This is a genomic window from Natronorubrum marinum, from assembly GCF_052040125.1.
GTDB lineage: Archaea > Halobacteriota > Halobacteria > Halobacteriales > Natrialbaceae > Natronorubrum.
Genome location: NZ_JBPPFV010000004.1, coordinates 203153 through 222480 on the forward strand (window position 1 = coordinate 203153; position 19328 = coordinate 222480).

Annotated in this window: 13 protein-coding genes and 2 pseudogenes; 9 read left to right on the plus strand and 6 right to left on the minus strand. The window is 57.4% G+C overall.

The window, feature by feature from the left end; translation table 11 throughout:
• Positions 1 to 75 precede the first annotated feature (75 nt).
• Positions 76 to 4098 (minus strand): carboxypeptidase regulatory-like domain-containing protein, encoded by a 4023-nt coding sequence (locus ACSFC5_RS20925; RefSeq protein ID WP_440767153.1) that lies wholly within the window; start codon positions 4096 to 4098, stop codon positions 76 to 78.
• A gap of 321 nt (positions 4099 to 4419) precedes the next feature.
• Here ACSFC5_RS20925 and ACSFC5_RS20930 point away from each other — a divergent pair, with 321 nt between their 5' ends.
• Both ACSFC5_RS20930 and ACSFC5_RS20935 read left to right on the plus strand, forming a co-directional pair.
• Positions 4420 to 6300: a histidine kinase N-terminal 7TM domain-containing protein gene (locus tag ACSFC5_RS20930; RefSeq protein WP_440767154.1), complete on the plus strand. Its 1881-nt coding sequence runs from the start codon at positions 4420 to 4422 to the stop codon at positions 6298 to 6300.
• A 184-nt stretch (positions 6301 to 6484) separates the two neighbouring features.
• The gene (locus ACSFC5_RS20935; protein WP_440767155.1) at positions 6485 to 8182 is read left to right on the plus strand and encodes a bacterio-opsin activator domain-containing protein; all 1698 of its coding nucleotides are present in this window, start codon (positions 6485 to 6487) and stop codon (positions 8180 to 8182) included.
• Between the two features lie 209 nt (positions 8183 to 8391).
• Here the strand turns inward: ACSFC5_RS20935 and ACSFC5_RS20940 are convergent.
• Positions 8392 to 8670: pseudogene (locus ACSFC5_RS20940) on the minus strand (IS6 family transposase); the annotation flags it as partial.
• Positions 8671 to 8953: 283 nt separating this feature from the next.
• Here ACSFC5_RS20940 and ACSFC5_RS20945 point away from each other — a divergent pair.
• The 5 genes from ACSFC5_RS20945 to ACSFC5_RS20965 all read left to right on the plus strand — a co-directional run bounded on the left by ACSFC5_RS20945 (position 8954) and on the right by ACSFC5_RS20965 (position 13080).
• Entirely contained in the window at positions 8954 to 9175 is a 222-nt protein-coding gene (locus tag ACSFC5_RS20945; RefSeq protein ID WP_440767274.1) for a hypothetical protein, read from the plus strand.
• 32 nt (positions 9176 to 9207) lie between these two features.
• Complete coding sequence (locus ACSFC5_RS20950) at positions 9208 to 9477, plus strand: hypothetical protein (protein ID WP_440767156.1); 270 nt, start codon at positions 9208 to 9210, stop codon at positions 9475 to 9477.
• Positions 9478 to 9693: 216 nt separating this feature from the next.
• Positions 9694 to 11112, plus strand: a complete 1419-nt coding sequence (locus ACSFC5_RS20955; RefSeq protein WP_440767157.1) for an APC family permease — start codon at positions 9694 to 9696, stop codon at positions 11110 to 11112.
• A 613-nt stretch (positions 11113 to 11725) separates the two neighbouring features.
• Positions 11726 to 12616 (plus strand): ParA family protein, encoded by an 891-nt coding sequence (locus ACSFC5_RS20960; RefSeq protein ID WP_440767158.1) that lies wholly within the window; start codon positions 11726 to 11728, stop codon positions 12614 to 12616.
• Positions 12613 to 13080 carry a DUF7970 domain-containing protein gene (locus ACSFC5_RS20965; RefSeq protein WP_440767159.1) on the plus strand — a complete coding sequence of 156 codons (468 nt, stop codon included), beginning with the start codon at positions 12613 to 12615 and terminating at the stop codon, positions 13078 to 13080. The genes ACSFC5_RS20960 and ACSFC5_RS20965 overlap by 4 nt, the downstream gene beginning before the upstream one ends.
• A gap of 94 nt (positions 13081 to 13174) precedes the next feature.
• Here the strand turns inward: ACSFC5_RS20965 and ACSFC5_RS20970 are convergent.
• Positions 13175 to 14452 (minus strand): annotated as a pseudogene (locus ACSFC5_RS20970) (RNA-guided endonuclease TnpB family protein).
• A complete protein-coding gene (locus tag ACSFC5_RS20975; protein ID WP_373608730.1) occupies positions 14449 to 14604 on the minus strand; it encodes a DUF2080 family transposase-associated protein in 156 nt (51 codons plus the stop codon). Before ACSFC5_RS20975 ends, ACSFC5_RS20970 begins: the two are co-directional and overlap by 4 nt.
• A 53-nt stretch (positions 14605 to 14657) precedes the next feature.
• Here ACSFC5_RS20975 and tnpA point away from each other — a divergent pair, with 53 nt between their 5' ends.
• Positions 14658 to 15056 (plus strand): IS200/IS605 family transposase, encoded by a 399-nt coding sequence (tnpA, locus tag ACSFC5_RS20980; RefSeq protein WP_440767160.1) that lies wholly within the window; start codon positions 14658 to 14660, stop codon positions 15054 to 15056.
• A gap of 203 nt (positions 15057 to 15259) precedes the next feature.
• Complete coding sequence (locus tag ACSFC5_RS20985; protein ID WP_440767161.1) at positions 15260 to 16225, plus strand: transcription initiation factor IIB; 966 nt, start codon at positions 15260 to 15262, stop codon at positions 16223 to 16225.
• A gap of 745 nt (positions 16226 to 16970) precedes the next feature.
• Here ACSFC5_RS20985 and ACSFC5_RS20990 read toward each other — a convergent pair.
• Both ACSFC5_RS20990 and ACSFC5_RS20995 read right to left on the minus strand, forming a co-directional pair.
• Positions 16971 to 17759 carry an IclR family transcriptional regulator gene (locus ACSFC5_RS20990; RefSeq protein ID WP_440767162.1) on the minus strand — a complete coding sequence of 263 codons (789 nt, stop codon included), beginning with the start codon at positions 17757 to 17759 and terminating at the stop codon, positions 16971 to 16973.
• A gap of 893 nt (positions 17760 to 18652) precedes the next feature.
• Entirely contained in the window at positions 18653 to 18913 is a 261-nt protein-coding gene (locus ACSFC5_RS20995; protein WP_440767163.1) for an alpha/beta hydrolase-fold protein, read from the minus strand.
• Positions 18914 to 19328: the final 415 nt, after the last annotated feature.

Here is a 19328-nt window from a genome sequence, read left to right on the forward strand (position 1 = left end):
CATCTACAGCAGAATCGTCACCCCAAGCCGTCACCGTCTGACACAATGTGACAAACTATACACGACCGGCCGAACTCAGCTGTGTTTGTTACCGTTTCGGAATTGACGGCCAGCGACGAGAAACACGACGATCGCCAGGAGTGTGACACCAATTCCGAAACCGGGTGTCCCGTCGTCGACGTCTTCCGTCGAGCTGTCACTGTCAGTCTCGTGGGCGCTCGAGTCATCGTTCACGCCAGATGGATCATCGTCATTAGCCTCGTCCGCGTTCGAATCATCGTCTACGGCAGGAGCATCATCGTCATCCATCTCATCAGCGCTCGAGTCCTCATCGTCCACGTCAGGGGGTCCGACACCAACGGCAAACTGCGAGAAGCTGTCGACACCAGCACTGAATCGCAGTTCGTCTTCCGTTACGTCGACCACCGTCGTCTCGAGTGGTCGCCACTCGTCGGTCTCAGGGTCAAAGTGGTACAGTGATACCGCGTCGGTGTCACCGTCGACGGAGTCGAGCGCCTCGGTTGGGACGCTGAACTCGATTGTCGCCGAGTCGAGTTGGTCGGGCTCGAAGTCGGTAGCGATCTGGAGGTAGCCAACTGCCTCGAGGCCGTGATCGAGGTCGCGAGCGTCCTCGCTGGTCGGCTCGCTGGCCTCGCGGATCGTTAGCGCTGTGTCGATCGACTCGGTGAACTCGATGGCGAGTGTTTCGGTCGTCGCTACTGGGCGGTCCTCGTCTGCAGTGTCATTGGTGGAGAATCGGAGTTCGATTGTCCGGGTATTGCTGAATTCAAGATATGATTCAGAAATACCGTGGCTAACGGTAGGGGTGATGTCAGCTCGAAGGTCGTTACCCACAGTGCGAACCGACGTCGTCTGGTCGCTCTCTACTGATGTGCGATTGCTCGTCCTGTCTCCGCTGGAGGGGGCGGCTTCGACGGTCACCGTTGTCGGAGCGGATTCAACTCCGTTCAGTTCAGCGGTCACCTCGTATTCGTCAGCGGTAGTTTCCTCGAACGTGCCATTGTTAGCGTTCGTCCAATTGAACGCGGTGTCCTCGTGTTCGACGGGGTTGTCGAATTCGTCGAAGGCAATCGCCTCGAAGTTGATCGTCTCGCCAGCGACGAGCGTCTGATTACTGTCTGGTTCGATCTCGACAGTGTTGATGGCGGCTGGTTCGACAGCCACAGTCGTTGCGTCCGATTCGATCTTATCCAGTTCAGCAGTCACGTCGTACTCGCCAGCGGCAGTCTCGTTGAACGTTCCATTTTGAGCGTTCGTCCAGTTGAACGCCGAGCCGTCGTCCTCGACGACGTTCTCGAATTCATCGAAAGCGGTCGCCTCGAAATCGATTGTCTCACCAGCGTCGATCGTCTGCTTTGCAGCCGGATCGAGTTCGACCTTCGTAACGTCTCCGGGCCCGAAGGTGGCCGTCGCCGTGTCAGTCCCCGCATCGGGCTCGCTGAACTCGAGGGTAAACGCACTGGCGTCGGTCGAGGTGGCGTTGAACGTTGCCTCGCCGGCAGCGTCAGTGTCGGCCTCGTCACCATGGCCGATGCCGTCTAGATCATCGACGGTTGCGGCGTCTTCGACAGTGACGGTCGTCCCCTCGAAGGGGTTGCCGTTGCTGTCCTCAATGGTAACGATGAACTCGACTTCGTCGTCGCCGTCGGCGACTGCCCCATCGCTGGTTACATTGGCGTCGATATGCTGGGGAATCGTCTCGATCGTCACTTCCTCGCAGTCACTATCGTCACCGCTGGTTACCGTCACGCTGCCCATACCGGCGTCACTGACGACAGTGTCCCATTGCAGGGTATACTCCTCGGATCCACCGCTCTCGAGTGTGACCGCTTCGGTGTCCTGCTCGTTGCCGTCGAAATCACGCAGTTCGACAGTCTGAACGCCGTCTGCGGCCCAGTTGGTGACGTTTGCGGTCACCTCGAGGGTGTCGCCCTCGTCAATCGGCGCGTTGGTGTCGGTGACGTTCACCTCGTAGAACGGCTCGGTGTCCTGCCAGGCGAGCGCCGGGTAGGCACCGGTGGCGTGCCAGGTTCCCTCGGTGCCCTCAGCGGGGAACTCGAAGCCGGGCATGAACGCGGTAGCGTTTGTATCGGTCATCTGGGATGTGCTGAGGCCTGTCGCGTCGCCATTGAACACGCCGCCACCGGTCGCGTCGTCTCGACCAGTCGACTCGGTATCCCAGTACGAATCGGTCACCGGCCCAGTAAAGTGGTACCCCATGAGACCACCGACACGCTTGTCACCTTCGATGCTTCCGGTGGCATACGATCCGGCGATAGTGCCGTCCTGCTGGTCACCCACGAGACCACCGACATCGCTCCCAGTGGAGGTAACGTTCACCGACGCGTAGCTATCGAGAATATCTCCATTATTTATCGCGACGAGGCCGCCAATTCCAGATCCGGAGGCGTCGAGATCACCAGTAGCAAACGAGCGTGCTACGGTGCCATAGTTCCTGCCGACGAGGGTCCCGGAGCTTCCATCTGCAGTTACAGTTACGTTTATAAGTCCGACGTCGACCACCGAAGACCCGGTCTCGGTGTATCCAAACAAGCCGACGTAGTCCGTACTCCCACGATTGACAGAGAGATCAGAGATCGTGTGACCGCCGCCGTCGAACGTGCCTGTGAACGGCGTTCCCTGATAGCCGGGTTCCACGCTGTCGGTGTCTCTGGCAATCGGCTCGAACCCGTCGCCGCCGTGAGCGCTGCGTGAAGCCACCTCGTCGTACCCCTCGGTGCTCTCGTTCAGGCCATTGTTCAGCACGAAGTCGCTATCCAGATTCTCGCGCACGTTGTCCAGATGGTACCAGGTCTCGATCTCGTAGGGTGTGTTCGCCATCCCGTTGCCGCCCGCGTACAGCGGTTCTATCGTCACCGACGCGTCGACGCTCTCGTGCGTAGTTGCTACGCTCACCGTCCCCTCGCCGTCGTCGCCCTCGACGGTATCCCACTCCAGAGTGACGGTCTCGGATTCGCCCGGCACCAGTGTGAGTTCGCGGTCGACCCGCTGCTCGTTGTCGAACCCGGTATCAATAAGCGTCACTGTCTGTGTGCTCCCCTCGCCGAGGTTCGTGACCGTCGCGGTCACCGAGAGCGTTTCGCCGACTGTCACCGGCGTGTTCGTCTCGGTGATCTCGACGGCGAAAAAGGGCTCAGCCAACAGTGTCTCGTCGACCTCGGCTGTCGCTCCGTCGCCGACGGTTAGCTCGGCGTTCGTGTTTTCGTTGTAGCCGTCCGCCTCGAATGTTAGGTCATAGTCGTGGCCGCCAGGGACGTACTCGATGGTGAAGGCTCCTGCTTCGTTCGTCTCGGCGGTGTAGGCCCCCGCGCCGTTCTGTGCGGTGACGGTCGCCTCGTCGATACCTTCCCCCGTTACTTCATCTCTGACCTCGCCGGTGATCTCAGCGGTGCCCGACAGAACGTAGTTCGGATTGATTCTCTCTCCGGGGTCCAACGAACGCACCTCCACGTAGTCCTCGTAGCCGTCGTTCGCGTACGTGAACTCGTAGTCGAACCCACCGGGCACGGATATCTCGGCGAATCCGCTTTCGTCAGCTGACGCTGCCTTCGAGACGCCGAACGTCTCGTGGTCCGCGATCATCGTCCCGCCTTCGAGCGGTGCGCCCGTTACCCTGTCAGTGAGCGTGACTCGGACCTCCGAATCGCCGGTGAGTTCGAGGTCAATGCCGGTCGCGTCCCCGCCGTCGACGGTCGCGGTCGTCGAGTTCCCGTCCCACCCCTCGGGGTCGGCGCTCACCGTGTACGCCTCGCTCGTCTCGGGAACGTCGACGCTGTAGAAACCGTTTCCGTCGGTCACGACGGTGAAGACTCCCTCGCCGTTCTCCACCGTGACCTCGACGCCAGCGACGCCGGTCTCGAACGTCGTGTCCTCGATAACGCCGTCTATCGTGCGGTGCTGCACTCCGTCCATACTGTAGGTGGCGACAGCACCGTGGTCGGTAACCTCGATGGCGGACATCTGCGTGCCATCAGACGTACCGTCAGCCGCCGCCATCCCCATGAAGACACCCATCGCTGCTACCACGAGAATCGCGGCGAGCCAAAGGCCCCTCATCGCCTCTCCGGAGCCGACACCGCATTAGTTCGGCACGCTCGGTCGGTCGACATCCGTGGGAAGCCCGGTCGACGAACGGCCTGCCACAGATTCCAAACGGACCGTGACAAGCGATTTCCGGCGGTTCCCATCAATAAAATTGATCGCATTGATTGTTAATCGGTACTGATACAATCCTTATAAGTAAACTACCAGCGGATGGTGGTGTGTCTGTAGGTCACATGCCGAGGAACCCGCTGCCGACCGTCTCACATACGTGTTTTCGAAATGACTAAAACCGATAGAGTCGTACTGGCTGGCGCGTAACACAATCACAGACTTATGTACATAGTCGGGCTGATCGCCTACGCCGGGTCAGCACTCATCGGCGGCCTGCTCGCGGTCGCCCTGCTGACTAAATACGGCCGCCGACAGCCCTCCTTTACTTTCGGACTATTTCTGTTCGTCATCGGCTTCTGGGCGGCGACGTATGTTGGCTATCTGGTTGCTTCAACCGAGCAGTGGCTCCTGTTTTTCATCCAGTTATCGTATGTGTCGGTCGTCTCTGCGCCCATCGTCTGGCTCGTCTTTGCACTCCAGTACACTGACCACGAGGCCTGGCTCTCGCGGCGACGGATCGCCCTGCTGTCCGTTGTTCCTGCAGGCGTCCTGACGCTTGTCTGGACTGCCCCATATCATTCGCTGTTCTACGCCGACACCGTGGTCACGATAGTCGACGGCGTCGCTCTGCTTGATACGCCACCGGCGATCGGCCACCAAATCAATATCATCTACGCCTACGGGCTGCTCTTGGTCGGCACCGCCCTGATCGTCGCCGAAATGTTCACTACGAACCAGCTCTACCGTCGACAGTCGCTGGTGCTGTTGGCCTGTCTGAGCGCGCCGTGGGTCGCAAACGGCGTGTTCCACCTCGGTATCCAACCGATTCCGACGGCGGATCTCACCCCAGTCGCCTTCGTTCTCGCCGGCATCCCGCTGGCGGTGATCGTCCAGCGCACCGACCTCACCGGCTTCGTCCCAGTCGCTCACGAACGCATCTTCCACACCCTCGACGATCCTGTCTTCGTTGTCACTGACTCGAATCGAATTCTCGATGTCAACCGCGCCGCCCGCATGCTGGTCAACGCCGACGCTACCGACACACCCATCGAAGGCAGCGATATCACCGACGTGCTCCCAGCGACGCTGCTCGAGGACGGTGACCTCCATCCGGATCTCGAGATTGCAATGGGTTGTGTGATTAACGTCGATGGCAGGCCCCGGCAGTACATCGCCCGCGTTCGCGCCATCGATCCGGCCCGTCAGGATCCACGCGGCTGTATCGTTTCCCTGACGGACATTACGGATCAAAAACGACAGCAAGAGAACCTCGAGGCGAAAAACGAACAGCTCGAGCGCCTCGCCAGCGTCGTCTCGCACGATCTCGCGACGCCACTCGCGACGGGCGAAGGTCTGCTCCACCTCGTCCGCGCCGACGTCGACGAGGGCGATCCGGAACTCGAGCAGTCGCTCGATGACCTCGAGGTCGTCCACGCCCGGCTACGAGAGTTCGCCGAGGCGCTCCCCGAACTCGCGCGGGAAAGCACCGACGTTGCGTCACCGGTCGAGTGCGATCTCGAGTCCGTCGCGCACGCGGCGTGGGACGTCGTGGACACCGGCGAGTTGACCCTCGTGATCGAGTCAACACGGACGATCAGGGGCGATCCGCGGCGGCTGCAGCAGGCGTTCGAAAATCTGTTCCAGAATTCCGTCGAACACGGTTCACTAGAATCCCGCCCCAACGACTCCGAGAGTGCCGTCGACGCCGATGTCGTCGAGCGGAACCGAGATCGGAACGGATCTTGGGCGGGCGGAACCACCCCTTCCGGCGAGCAGGCCGGCGGAGCGAGAGCAGCGAACGACACTCGAGTGACGACGGTTCGAGTCGGAACGGTCGGTTCGGCCGTCGACGGTAGGGGCGGCGGGAGCGACTCCACCGGTCGAGAAACCGCCCGGCAACGCGGCTTCTACGTCGAGGACGACGGTCGTGGAATCCCGCCCGAGCGACGCGAGCACCTCCTCGAGTTCGGAGTCAGTACGGGCTCCGGTGCGGGCTACGGGCTTGCCATCGTCCGAACCATCGTCGAAGCACACGGCTGGGCCCTCGAGATCGGCGAGTCGGCCGACAGCGGGGCGCGATTCGAGATCCTCGAGGGCGACTGACGATCTTCGGTGTACCACCGCATGGTGGTATGTCTTTTAGTATGCCCGGTGCCGATCTGTGACCAGTGATATCGCCAGGGCGACCGACCGATCGACCTGCTTTCCCGCAGAGCAAGCCCCAGAGACGCTGCGATGGTCTCGTGGAAACAGGGGACGTCACAGCGGGCGAGGGGATGACACAGGCATGACAGTATCGAATCCAGACGCCGGATCGACCGATCAATCGACGCGGGCCTCGACGGTCGACACGCTGCTCGTCGACGACGACGAAACGTGGGCCAGAACACAGCGACGAGTCCTCGAGCGGCACGACGACGCCGTCTCAGTCTCGACGGCTCACACGCTTCAGGACGCGCTTTACGCCCTCGAGACGGGTTCGCCAGACTGTCTCATCTGCGACTACCAGCTCGGCGACGGCACTGGGCTCGAATTCCTCGAAGCGGTCAGACGCGACCACCCGAAGCTGCCGTTCGTGCTCGTCACCGGACAGGGAGACGAATCGGTCGCGAGCGAGGCGATCCGGGAGCGCGTTACCGACTATGTGAGAAAGGACGACCTGGCGAGCCAACCAGATCTCCTCGCTACGCGGGTCGCGTCCGTCGTAGCGGCCTATCGAACGGAGCAAGCGCTCGAACGTGAACGGCGGAGCAAAGAGGCGCTGCGCAGACTGGTGACCGCCAGCACGACCAGACAGGAACTCGGCCGAGGCGTTTGCCAACACTTCGTCGACGAGCACCGGTACGCCTTCGCGTGGATCGGCGTCCTCGATAGCAACGGCGCGGTCGTCCCGTTCGCCACGGCCGGCGACGATAGCTACCTCGAAGCGGTCCTCGAGCCCGGCACGAAATCCAGTGACGGGACCGAGCCAGCGGTGACGGCGCTCGCACGCGGCGACACAGTCGCCGTCTCGTCGATAGACTCCGTCGGCGACCCGCCGGAGTCCGTCAATGCCGAATCGAGAGCTGAAGACGCAGAATGTGGACCCGATTCCGGCGAAGAGATCGACGGGTCCCGAAGCGTAGCGCAGTGGCGACACGCGGCTCTCGAGTACGGCATCGGATCCGCGATGGCGGTCCCCATCGAACACGACGATGTCCAGTTCGGCGTCCTCACAGTCTACGACGACGGAGTCGCGTTCGACCGCCAAGCGAGGGAGTTGCTCTCCGAGTACGCCGAGACGGTTGGCTACGCGTTCCAGGCAACGGAGTGGCGACGGGCACTGTTCTCGTCGACCGTCACGTCCCTCGAGATTACCGTCGCGGACGAATTCTCACCCCTCGTCGCGCTCTCCCGCGAGCTGGCGCGAACGGCGACGATCGAGGTCGGAACCGTCATTCCCAGAAACGACGATGAGGTGCTCTATCTGGCCTCCATTTCGGGTGCGTCCGCGAACTCGCTCGAGGACGCCGTCGAGGCCGTGGCGTCCGTACGCTCGATCGAGGTGTACGGGACCGACGACCCTGTTCGATGCGGACTCGTCGTCGAGACACCGGTGCCGGAAACGGTCCTCGTTGAGGTCGGCGGTCGATTCCGACGAACCGTCGTTGCCGACGGACAGATGCGTATCTCGGCCTCCGTTCGGGCTACGGAGGCGGTCCGTCCCGTAATCGATCGTCTTGAGGACGCGTTCGCCGACGCATCGGTAACGACGGTTTGGTCCGATCATCCTCAACCGGAGGACGCCGGCGAGGATGGGCTAGAACGACTGACGGATCGGCAGCGGCAGGTGCTGGAACTGGCGCTCGACGCGGGATACTTCGAGCGACCGCGCCGGCACAACACCGGTGAGCTTGCGGCGATGCTCGATATCTCTCGGGCGACGTTCACTCAGCATCTACGAGCTGCGCAATCAAAGGTGTTCGAGGAACTGGTTTCCGAGTGAACCGGATTCGTCGACTGGTCCGACAACCAGTCACTCACTACTGGCCATCTCGTGAGCGACTGTTTCGAACGGCTCGTGAATCGACAGACGAAGTCGCATCAATTCGTTAGAACGATAGTGGCCACTGAGCGTCAATGCCACCTGATCGCGCGACGGCTGTGCAATCAGTGTGCAAATCCGTTCAGTTGCTACGATAGTACTTGACCGCGCTAACAACCAGCCAGTGTCCACGACGACCGGCCAGTCCGTGCATGGCTAAAATAGTTCGGGAACGAAGAGGTACGACGTGTTATATCACGAAAGACACGTTCAACACTTTTCCGATTACCGCATAGATTATATCGAAATCGATGTCCGGATCAGCGGAGTGAAGTCTGGAGTTGTGTCGCTCTACTGACGAGGAACACGGCATCATCGAGGTCATGTTTCTCGGTGAGTTCCCGCAGGAACCGTTCTGTCGGCACGGTCGTAGACGTCACGTATCCTCTTGATACGAATACGCAGACTGTAGGTGAATGACAATTAAGAGTGATTCCGTATGAGAACTGGGACTGTTGTGGAGATCCACATTTGCCCTGATAGCGGGGACCCGATGGAACCCGTTACGGAAGTGGAACGATAGAAAATAAGGGGCTGAATGGGGACTGGTATTTCAAGAAACAAGGAATATGAAACCTGTTAGATCAGAATCCTAATAGAGATATAAAGGAGGCAAGCGATATCACTTTCATCGAATCAGAAACGATTGAGGCGATTGAACGGGAGGCTGGTATTGACTTGGGTCGTGGGGCACACCGGCGCAACGTCACAACCGAAGGAGTTCCGTTAAACCATCTTGTCGGTGAAGAGTTCACTGTCGGAGATGTAGTATGTAGGGGGATAATGCTATGCGAGCGCTGTGGCTATATGCAATCTCTATCCGGTGAAGATGGTCTCAGCGAGTCACTCGTTCATCGCGGTGGGTTAAATGCAGCTGTGGTAACGTCTGGATAAATGTCGGTGGACGATCAAATCAAGTGGTGAATATGGATCAAGTGGAACTCAAAATTACCGAATCTGTGTCCGTTGTTGTTGAAATAGGAACGGAAAAAGCGTACTCCTATACAGTGATATCTCAAGGTAAAGAGGTTGTCGCGTACGAAACGAGTGCAGATATTCGCAACCCTGCAGGACGCATCGGTGTTCGAAATGTTGTTTTCCGAAATGTGGATGATTGCTCAAAAGAAGCGGCTGAAGAGTCCATACAAAACGAGCTGGCCCGCAATAAAGAGGATCTAAATCACCTCTTGAGATAAATGTGGATCAGGTGAAATCACCCGTTCCAGATAGAGCTTCGTTTAAATTCGTGTACCTGAGAGAAATTGAGGGATGACTGCGATCCGTCTGCCGTGGTCGCTAAAATTGTGTGAATTATTTGTCTCGATCCGAATTCCCTTGCGTTATCAAGCATAACTTGTTTGACACTAGACTGCCGATTATTGTTGATCGAAAGGTCATCCAAAAATCGAATCATGGCTGAAACTACACACAGCGGCCTTGCAAAGACATTGTCGTCGAAGGAGGTGTTGATCCTCTCGTTCGGTGCAATGATCGGGTGGGGATGGATCATCTTAACAGGAGAGTGGATCAGTGAAGGTGGACCGGTAGGAGCGATATCCGCTTTTGTGTTAGGCGGAATCGTCGTTGGGTTCGTCGCAATCATCTACAGCGAACTCGCTTCATCGATGCCCCTAGTCGGTGGTGAACACGTCTATAGTCTCCGTGCGTTAGGACCGATCGGTTCGTTCATTTGTACCTGGGCGATTATTTTTGGGTACGTTACCGTCGCTGCCTTCGAAGCGGTTGCCCTGCCGTCTGCCATGGCGTACATAGTTCCTGGATTCAACGTCGTTCCGCTGTGGTCTGTGGCCGGTGAGCCGGTATATGCGTCTTGGGTTTTAGTTGGTGTCCTCGGAACCCTCTTTGTGACGTATCTGAATTTTATCGGCATTCGGCCAGCCGCACAGTTTCAGATAATCATGACAGTGATTATCGCATTCGCAGGGGTCGTATTGATTGCTGGTGCACTGATCGGTGGACAACCATCTCCAGACCCCTCCTTTGGGGCTGGCACCGCCGGTATCTTCGCCGTGATGTTGATGGTCCCCTTCATGTTCGTGGGATTCGACGTGATACCACAATCGGCAGAAGAGGCCAACGTCCCTCCTCGAACGTTGGGGCTCTTGATTATCCTTTCAGTTGTGATGGCCGCACTATTCTACATGGCCGTAATCTGGGGGGCGAGTCGGGCACTTCCCGCAAGCACACTTGTCGACAGTCCGCTTCCAGCTGCCGCAGCTATGGCTGAATTATTCGATTCACAACTGATGGGGCAACTGATGGCTCTCGCCGGCATCGCCGGGATTCTTACGAGTTGGAACGCGTTTATCATCGGTGGCAGCCGAGCGTTGTTCGCCCTTTCGGAATCTGGAATGATTCCCGCATCCCTATCGAAAGTCCATCCCGAGTACAATACCCCGAGTAACGCGATTCTTCTCATCGGGGGCCTCTCCGTGCTCGCACCACTCTTCGGGGAACAGATGTTGACGTGGATCGTGAACGCAGGAGGGCTAGGTATCGTCACCGCTTGGTTCTTCGTCGTCGTGTCGTTCCTCGTCCTTCGCTATCGAGAACCCGAGATGGACCGCCCGTACAGGGTTCCGGCGGGATACCTCGTCGGGGCACTCGGGTTCGTTATGACCGCAATCTTCGTGTCACTCTACTTACCCGGCGGAGGGTCGGCACTGCTCTGGCCATACGAGTGGCTGATCGTTCTTTTGTGGTGTATCCTCGGCGTCGTATTGTTCGTCGTCTCGGGAGCAGATACCACGGCATCGGCGGAGGATCTCGCTGGAAAGCTCGAGTCGTTGGAAAAAGACGATGACGTGTGACCGCCGTCTTGGTGTAAGCGGAGAGGGGGTTCGTGCTCTCGAACCACCACAGGTAAGTGCAGATGATATTTGAAATAGGCACAACACCCACAATAGGTGAAGTATCTGGAATAGATAGAATAGCCACAACATCGCCGATAGTGGATTTGTCTGGCACTAGAGCCCTGAACAGTATCGTCCGGATAGGCACAATAGGTACAGTAGGTGAAAGAGAACCAAGAGCAGAAGCCGGATTTACAGCCCGGGAAGGAACAATAGGTACCACAGGTCAAATAGGTTAGACAGGTACATTTTACTAACTAGGCTAAATAGCTGAACTGAGTTGAATAGTTCCAACACCCTCGATAGCCATCAAACCAGTCAACAGTGGCCCACCCAAAGCAGGGCAGATAGGCAGAGTAGGGATGATTGGTTAGGCAGATACAATAGGTACAACAGGTTCAATAGGCACACAACCTATTATAGATGCCCAACCTATTGTAACTACCCCACCTATTGTACCCCCAGTAGGTAAAACTAAGAAGATAGAATTAGATGAGGTCAGTAATGGCTGAAATAGAAGGTGTCAGAACAATAGGCACCTATCGCACCGTACAAACGGGTGATCCTCTCAATGCAAACCACAACAACTGAACCACGCGCCGTAAGCGTGGTCATTCTGAAAGGTGGCGTCGGCAAATCAACGACCTCGATGAACCTCGCGCGCCAGCTCGCCGAGCACGGCGAGACACTCTACGCCGACCTCGATCCGAACGGCCACGCGACGAACGGGCTCGGCTTCGGGGACGCTTACCAGGGAGAGATCAACCTCGGCGATGTCATCCTCGAGGGTGACGCGACGCCCCAAGATCTCATTCGGTCGACCGAACATGGATTCGATCTTCTCCCGTCCTCGGATACGCTCGAGGACGTCGAAAAGGACCTCGCGGGCGCGATGCAGGGATCGGCCCGCATCAAGTCAAAGATCGTCGATCCGTTGCTCGGGACGGAGTACGAGTACGTGGTTTTCGACTGCCCGGCGTATCCGGGGATGCTCAACAATAACGCACTGGTCGCGACGGGGAACGTCGTCATCCCGATCGAACCGGGCTCGAGTGCGATCGGCGGCTACAAGCGAACCATGGAACGGCTGATCGAACCGGCCCGGGAGTACATCGACGTCGACGTCCTCGCAGTCGTGCCGAACAAGCTCTCCGATCGAATCGATCAACAGACCGAGGATCGGGAGCTGCTCGAGAACCTGAACAAGGCCACCTACGAAGTGAACCCCGGACAACCGCTGCAGGAGGCGGTCCCGAACTTCGCCCGGATTACGGCCGACGAGTTTGACGCAATCGACGCCGGCGAGATGACGCCACCGAAACCAGGGATTCGCCACCGCTCTGCGCTTTCACGGTCGCTCCAGCACAATCAGCCGTTGCAGGATTACGATCCGGAGAGCGACCAGATCGCGTACTACGAGGAACTCGCCGAGATCGTCGCAGCCGGAGGGATCGAACGATGAGCAACCCGTTCGACGACCTCAAATCGGATGACGAGGAGCCGGCAGGGTCGGAAGATGAGACCGAGTCCGAACCGGAATCGGAGCCGGCATCGGAACAGCCTGTCGACGAACCGTCGACGGCAGAATCGACTGCTGGGAGTACGGGCGGCGAGTCGAGCACGGATCAGACAGGGAATCGAGAGCAATCCGAGAGCGAGTCCGAGACACCGCTCACGCCCGCAGAAATTGGGCCAGCGTTCGAGTACAGCGAAGTACAGCAGAAACCGTTCTACGCGCGCACCGAGACGGTAAACGAGTTCGAAAATCAAATCCGAACGACCATCGTCCCGACGCTCGCCGAAGCGGAGATCCTCGACGAGGAAACTCGAGAGATACACGACGCGGTGCTTCGGCTCGCGAACGAGAACCCGGAACGGATCGCCGAACTCGTACTCGAGGAACGGCGACAGGCGGGCAATCAGTGAACCGCCTCGGGGTCAAGTGGTTCGAGAGAGCAAAGCTCTCTCGTCATCGCGGAAGATCTGCGATCTTCCGAACGACCCCGAGGCTTCCCGTGGATTAATCAGACACTCCCATCCGACCATCGGCCTGATAGCCTCGGGCAGTCGGGTGGGTCACAGTCGGGGCGTCCACGGCCCCCGATGCCTGCCGTCGCACCTTCCGAACAACGGGAAGGCTGTTGAGAGCAGGCACATTCCATTCTTGATGCTTCTCGATACCTTTCACGGCGATGTTGACGCTTGCACCACGGTCGCTGTGGTCTTGATGTCCACAGTCCCGACACTTGAACCGCTTCTTGTTGCGGTTTGCACGCTCCGTATGTCCGCACATCGGACACCTCTAGCTGGTATATTCAGGATTAATCCAACCAGTCGGGATACCCTCGAACGACGCCTTGTACGACGTGTAGTATTGGAGAGCGCGGAACGGGAGGTGGTGCAAGCGCCGGTTCATCCGCGTGCCGTAGTCGATACTGTCACGCATCTCTTTGAGGTCTTCAAAGACGATGCACGGCTTCTCGAACTGACGGCTCCACTCCACGATATGCCGAGACACCTTGTGGAGCCGATCACAGACGAACCGTTCTTCCCGTCCTTCGAGCGTGTCGTGAATACTGTCCTTCCCCGCGTTCTGGACACGCTTTCGCATCGTGAAGTAGCGGTGGCGCTCAAATTTGATTTCGGGAAAGTCGATGACCAACGTGTCCCCAACTCCATCTTCGGAAAGTGCGGTGAGAGCCACGTTGTCCTCGTTCACGTCCACACCGACGACCGTCCGTGAGTCCTGTTTATTTCGAACAGTCTGTTCGGTGTTGATGACGTTAACGTGCAGCTCGGCGGTGTCGTTGTGGAACAGGGCTTCTGCCGTCCCGATGTTCCACTCATCACTTTCGAGTGCAATCTTGAGAATGTCGAGGTGGGTGTCACTCCCTTTGAGGATGCCTTTGACGTGCTTGTACGGCTTCGCGCTAATGCGAAACGCCACGTCGCCGTTATCGGTGATCGACAGATTGTACCCTTCCTCGTAGTTCGCACGAAGCGGGTACGTACCATCCTTGGTATGACTCGGGACACCGAAGTCGTCGTACTCGTGGTAATTCTCCATCGCACCGAGGGCTTTCGCAACGACTCGCTGAGTCGTGTTCTTCACGAGATCGGCTTCGTCGGCCACTCGGTCAGGGATCGCATTCCAGTCTATGCCTTGCTTGGCGAGGCGGATGGTTTCGTTATACACCGACCGGGATTCGAGTATGGCGTCGTACAACAGACCCTCGTTGTCACTCTGGATGTCGAGTTGGAAGTCCAGTGTCTTGACGAGGGGCTGCGAGTCAGTCATTCGTCGTCTTGTTCGGTGGGTTCTGAAGTTCGGACGACTTTCACGTCAGCCCCACGCCAGCGTTTCGGCACGGTGACGTGGGCGCTGTTCCCGAACGGCTTGACCTCGCCATCGAGAATTTCCTCGCCCTCGATTTCAAATCGGTTCACCATACCTGTGTATATCCATTAGATATACTTAATTGTGTTGGTGGCGTGTTATCAATTTGGGTGAAAAGCGGTCAAACCATACGGTGTACAACGTTAACTACCACTTCGTGTGGTGTCCAAAGTACCGGCACGCGATACTCGAACCAATCGAAGATTCGCTGGGAGCGTGTTTCCGCGCCCTGTGCGATGAGTACGGATACGATATACTGTCGCTACACATCTCACCCGACCACGTGCACCTGTTACTCTCTGCTCATCCAAAACACGCACCGAGCGAGATAGTACGGACGATCAAGAGTATCACGGCACGAAAGATGTGGGAACAGCACGAACCGTACTTTGAGGAGTATCTGTGGGGTGGTGGCTTCTGGGAACAGTCATACTACATTGGAACAGCAGGACAGGTATCAAGCGGGACTATTGAACGTTATATCGAACGAACAAAACACGTTTGAGTGTCGGCTTCACCCTTGGGTCAAGCCCCGAGGCACTCGCCTTGTTCTTCTGTAGACCGAGACCCCTGTATAGTTGTCGACTGGACGCAACGCGACCGCTACTATCCGATTTCGAGCTGTTGACTCCTCGCGCGATGACAGGTAAATTGACAGAGAGCGCTCACAGCGTTTAACCTTCTCTGGCAATTCTGTATGAATGACTGATGGAACGCCTAACTCGCGAAGACGAGCGCGATGAACAGACGGCCGACGAGACAACTGAGCAAGAAGGCGTTCAGACCTGTCCGGAGTGTAACTCGAGTTCGCTGGTCAGAAGCGCCGACGAGAGCGAAGTAAGCTGTGAGGACTGTGGGTTAATTCTCGAGGAAGAGACCATCGATCGCGGGCCGGAGTGGCGGGCGTTCGACCAGTCGGAACGAGACAGCAAGTCTCGCGTGGGAGCCCCGACGACCCAGACGATGCACGACAAAGGGTTGACCACGACGATCGACTGGAAGAACAAAGACGCCTACGGCCGGTCGCTCTCCTCGGACAAACGGAGCCAGATGAATCGGCTGCGGAAGTGGCAAGAACGGATTCGAACGAAAGACGCCGGCGAGCGAAACCTGCAGTTCGCGCTCTCCGAAACCGATCGGATGGCGTCCGCGCTAGGCGTGCCGCGATCGGTCCGGGAGGTCGCGAGCGTCCTCTACCGACGCGCGCTCGACGAGGACCTCATTCGCGGCCGTTCGATCGAGGGCGTCGCCACGAGTACCCTGTACGCCGCGTGCCGGATGGAAGGGATTCCGCGGTCGCTGGACGAAGTGGCCGCGGTCTCGCGGGTCGAACGGATGGAGATCGGACGCACGTATCGGTACATCTCGCAGGAACTCAGTCTCGAGATGGAACCGGTCGATCCGAAAAAATACGTCCCTCGCTTCTGTTCAGAACTGGACCTCTCCGAGGAGGTGCAAGCGAAAGCCAACGAGATCATCGATACCACGGCCGAAAAAGGGATGCTCTCCGGAAAGTCGCCGACCGGCTACGCCGCGGCGGCGATCTACGCGAGTGCCCTCCTGTGCAACGAAAAGAAGACTCAGCGAGAGGTTGCCGACGTCGCACAGGTGACTGAGGTCACCATCCGAAACCGGTATCAGGAACAGATCTCCGCGATGGGACTTCACAACTAGCCTTCGCGCTAGTGGCGCCGACTCGCATCGCTGAGCACCATCTTGTTTGACTGGGCTCGATACGTCAGCGGACTCAACTCGTCGATCGTATTGGAGAACGGACCCACATCCGCGTTCTTTCGAGTGAATTGTCGAGCACTCAGTTACCTGAGACGACGTAGCACACGGCTCAAAAATAAAAATATCTCGACAGTACATCAAAATAGTATGGATACATATAGGTCTTGTATTTTGAATCTATACAAACATATCCAGTAACGCTCTCCGCCTCGTCTTCTTTAGCGAAAAGGCTCGAGAACAGCTAATTACCGATCGGGGAGAATCACGTCACTTTTCGATGCTGTAGAGCCGTTAGAGTGCCTATTTCTGTGAATGTACTCAAAGGAGTTACCGTAAACAACCCCCGGCCCAGAGAAGTAAACAGATAGGCATGAAATATCGGATTAGGCAGATATATAAGAAGATGTGCGGAGATAGTTGGTTATCTCAGGCCCTATGCCCCATCACGACATGATATTCAAATAGTTACCGACTGAATTAGATCTGCTGTGAGAGTTCCAGTTATTGACTGTTTGTGGGAGGTACTCGAAGTAATATCATTTTGGCATATAGTTTTTCAACCAGGTAGATTCTATTGTTGAGGAGACGTTTCACCATCAGCAGTCACGGTTCTGGTCGGTCGACATGTTCCACGGTAACTGAGTCAGTACCGGAGTGAGGGTAGAAGTCAAGTGAATAGGAAAATTCACAGTTCGGCATCTCCGGTTTGGAGATTGATTTCGATCATGTTTGCTGCCTGTACCATCTGTTCAGGATATTCTCGCTCGAACGAGTCACCCTTCAGTCGACTCGCCGGGCCGACGAGGCTGACAGCTCCAACCACACCGTCGTCGACATCCAGAACAGGCGCACCGATCGCACGGATTCCATTCATCTCTTCCTCACGATTCAGCGCGAAACCCTGCTCTTTGATGATGGATAGTTCGCTTCGCAACTCGTCCGGATCCGTAATCGTATTCTGCGTAAACTGGACGAGTTCCTGGTTCTCGAGGATCGTCTCGAGACGTTCTTCGGGTAAGTGAGCGAGAATCGCTTTTCCACCGGCGGTACAGTGGAGATACTTCGTCGCTTCCGCCCGCTTCTGGATGTGGAAGGACCGACCGATCGCGTTTTCACCGAAGCGTTCATGCAGCACAAACAGTTTGCCGTCGTGCTCGAGGAGTAGGCTCGCGATCTCGTCCGTTTCGTAGGCGAGCGTATCAGCCACTCCTTTCCCGGCCCGTAGCATCCCACTGTTGTTTCGAATATGGGCACCGTACAGCAGAAAGTCGGGGCCAAGTCGATAGGTGGTCTCGTCTTGGCGAACCATATTCTGCTGTTTGAGCGTCGTTAAATGAGTGTGCACACCGCCTGGAGTGAGTCCAACACGGTCGGCCAATTCCGTAACCGTCAGGCCACCGGACACTCTGAGCTCGTCGAGGATCGCACAGGTGTGCTCGACGGCTTTGATCGTTTTCGGAGAGGTGTCGCCCATGAAGAGACGAAAGGACTGCGTCCACCATATATTTTCGTGTGGTAAAAACAGAACTCACCAAGAGAGAATAGAACGCTGTTTCGTCAGTTTCGACATCGTCGTGGTTAGTCGACGTGATTCACACCTCGAGAGAGTTGCAGTCGACCAGTCCACGGTTGGGTGTTCTATCGGGGCGTAATGGAAATCTCAACCGTCTCTGGGTCGTTAACGGTACGTTCCTCGAATATGTTCCCGTTCGGCCTGACCGGTAGGCCCGCTCTCACGGTGAACGACAATCGACCCTCATCATCGGCCGCAACGACAGCTGGACTGACGCTCGCTGGTTTTCCGTCAGCAGCGATTACAAAGCGGTCCTGGGGTTCGTAGAACCCGGATGTGACGAATTCGATCTTCCCGCACCCGGTAACGGTAAACACATCAGCAGTTACGTGTTCTCGAGGTCAAGGAACTCGGCAGTCTCTCGACTGAGCGCTGGTCGACTGACTTGCCAACCCCATGCGTCGAAGGTGGGCTCAATGGAGCGGTAGTTAACGCTCGACGGATCGACGGGATCACGCTGGAACACCGCCAAAAAGTCGTCCTGTACGCGTTCGATATCTTGGTGTGCCCATTCGTAGCTGTGACCACGGTCATGATTTGCGGAGAAATCCCGTTCACAGTCGCAGCTGGTAGTCTTTCAACGAGTTCTATGCCGAACTCATACGCCACCAGTTCGATGGGGCCACCGTTGCCAACGGCGATATGGACTCGGGTATTTTGAAGGTTTTCCGTCATGTACTGTGCATTGTGGCCCTTCCAGCGTGTCTCTTCTTCACGTGGGTCTCCCCAGGCTCCGAGTCTTCCGTCCATGCCTGGTCCCCAATCGCCTGATTCGACTACCTCTTTCGAGTAGTCTAAGAGGTACGGTGTTCCGAAGAGGGCAGACACACCAGCGTACAGATCCGGATGACGGCCCCCAGGGGTAACGAACCCACCCCACCCATCGAGTATCCAGCCGCGATCCGGCCGTGTCGGTTAGACCGTACCCTGCACTCGTTCTCGATGAAGGGGATGAGTTGATCAACGTGGTACGTCTCCCACTTCGGTGCACCAAACGCACCGTCGTTGTACCAATCGGAGTGCCACCCGTCTGTCCCATCCGGCATTACAAACACGATATCGGCGTCAAAGTAATGTTGTAGCGACCCAGGCCCGCTGTCAACCGTTGTCCAATCGCCAGTTGATCCCGACTCCGTGGAACAAGTACAACGGTGGAGAGGTTTTCTCCGACTCGTGGTATCCGGGCGAAACGGACACGCTCGTGTTCGTCTGGTCAAACGGGGGGTCAACTAACGGGTTATCGAACGCGTACTCCACTAGCCAGTCGCTGCGCCACTTTTCGTCGACTACATCGAGAAGATATGGTCTCCGTGTCGTCGTTTTCGTCTTGGACAGCGGCGGAGGTCGGTCCGCTGCGTGCAGACGTGGAACCTCCGAGGCCGAATCCCGCAAAGGCACCCGCAGTTGCCATAAACCGTCGGCGATCAGCACGATAGTCTCTACGTGCCGTAGTTGGGTTTTGTTCACTCA

Bases quoted from the DNA above. Each gene is read 5' to 3' on its own strand.
- ACSFC5_RS20985 (WP_440767161.1), top strand. From the start codon at position 15,260: ATGGAACGCCTAACTCGCGAAGACGAGCGCGATGAACAGACGGCCGAC.
- ACSFC5_RS20950 (WP_440767156.1), top strand. From the start codon at position 9,208: ATGGATCAAGTGGAACTCAAAATTACCGAATCTGTGTCCGTTGTTGTT.
- ACSFC5_RS20935 (WP_440767155.1), top strand. From the start codon at position 6,485: ATGACAGTATCGAATCCAGACGCCGGATCGACCGATCAATCGACGCGG.
- ACSFC5_RS20925 (WP_440767153.1), bottom strand. From the start codon at position 4,098: ATGAGGGGCCTTTGGCTCGCCGCGATTCTCGTGGTAGCAGCGATGGGT.
- ACSFC5_RS20960 (WP_440767158.1), top strand. From the start codon at position 11,726: ATGCAAACCACAACAACTGAACCACGCGCCGTAAGCGTGGTCATTCTG.
- ACSFC5_RS20955 (WP_440767157.1), top strand. From the start codon at position 9,694: ATGGCTGAAACTACACACAGCGGCCTTGCAAAGACATTGTCGTCGAAG.
- ACSFC5_RS20975 (WP_373608730.1), bottom strand. From the start codon at position 14,604: ATGGTGAACCGATTTGAAATCGAGGGCGAGGAAATTCTCGATGGCGAG.
- ACSFC5_RS20990 (WP_440767162.1), bottom strand. From the start codon at position 17,759: ATGGGCGACACCTCTCCGAAAACGATCAAAGCCGTCGAGCACACCTGT.
- ACSFC5_RS20965 (WP_440767159.1), top strand. From the start codon at position 12,613: ATGAGCAACCCGTTCGACGACCTCAAATCGGATGACGAGGAGCCGGCA.
- ACSFC5_RS20930 (WP_440767154.1), top strand. From the start codon at position 4,420: ATGTACATAGTCGGGCTGATCGCCTACGCCGGGTCAGCACTCATCGGC.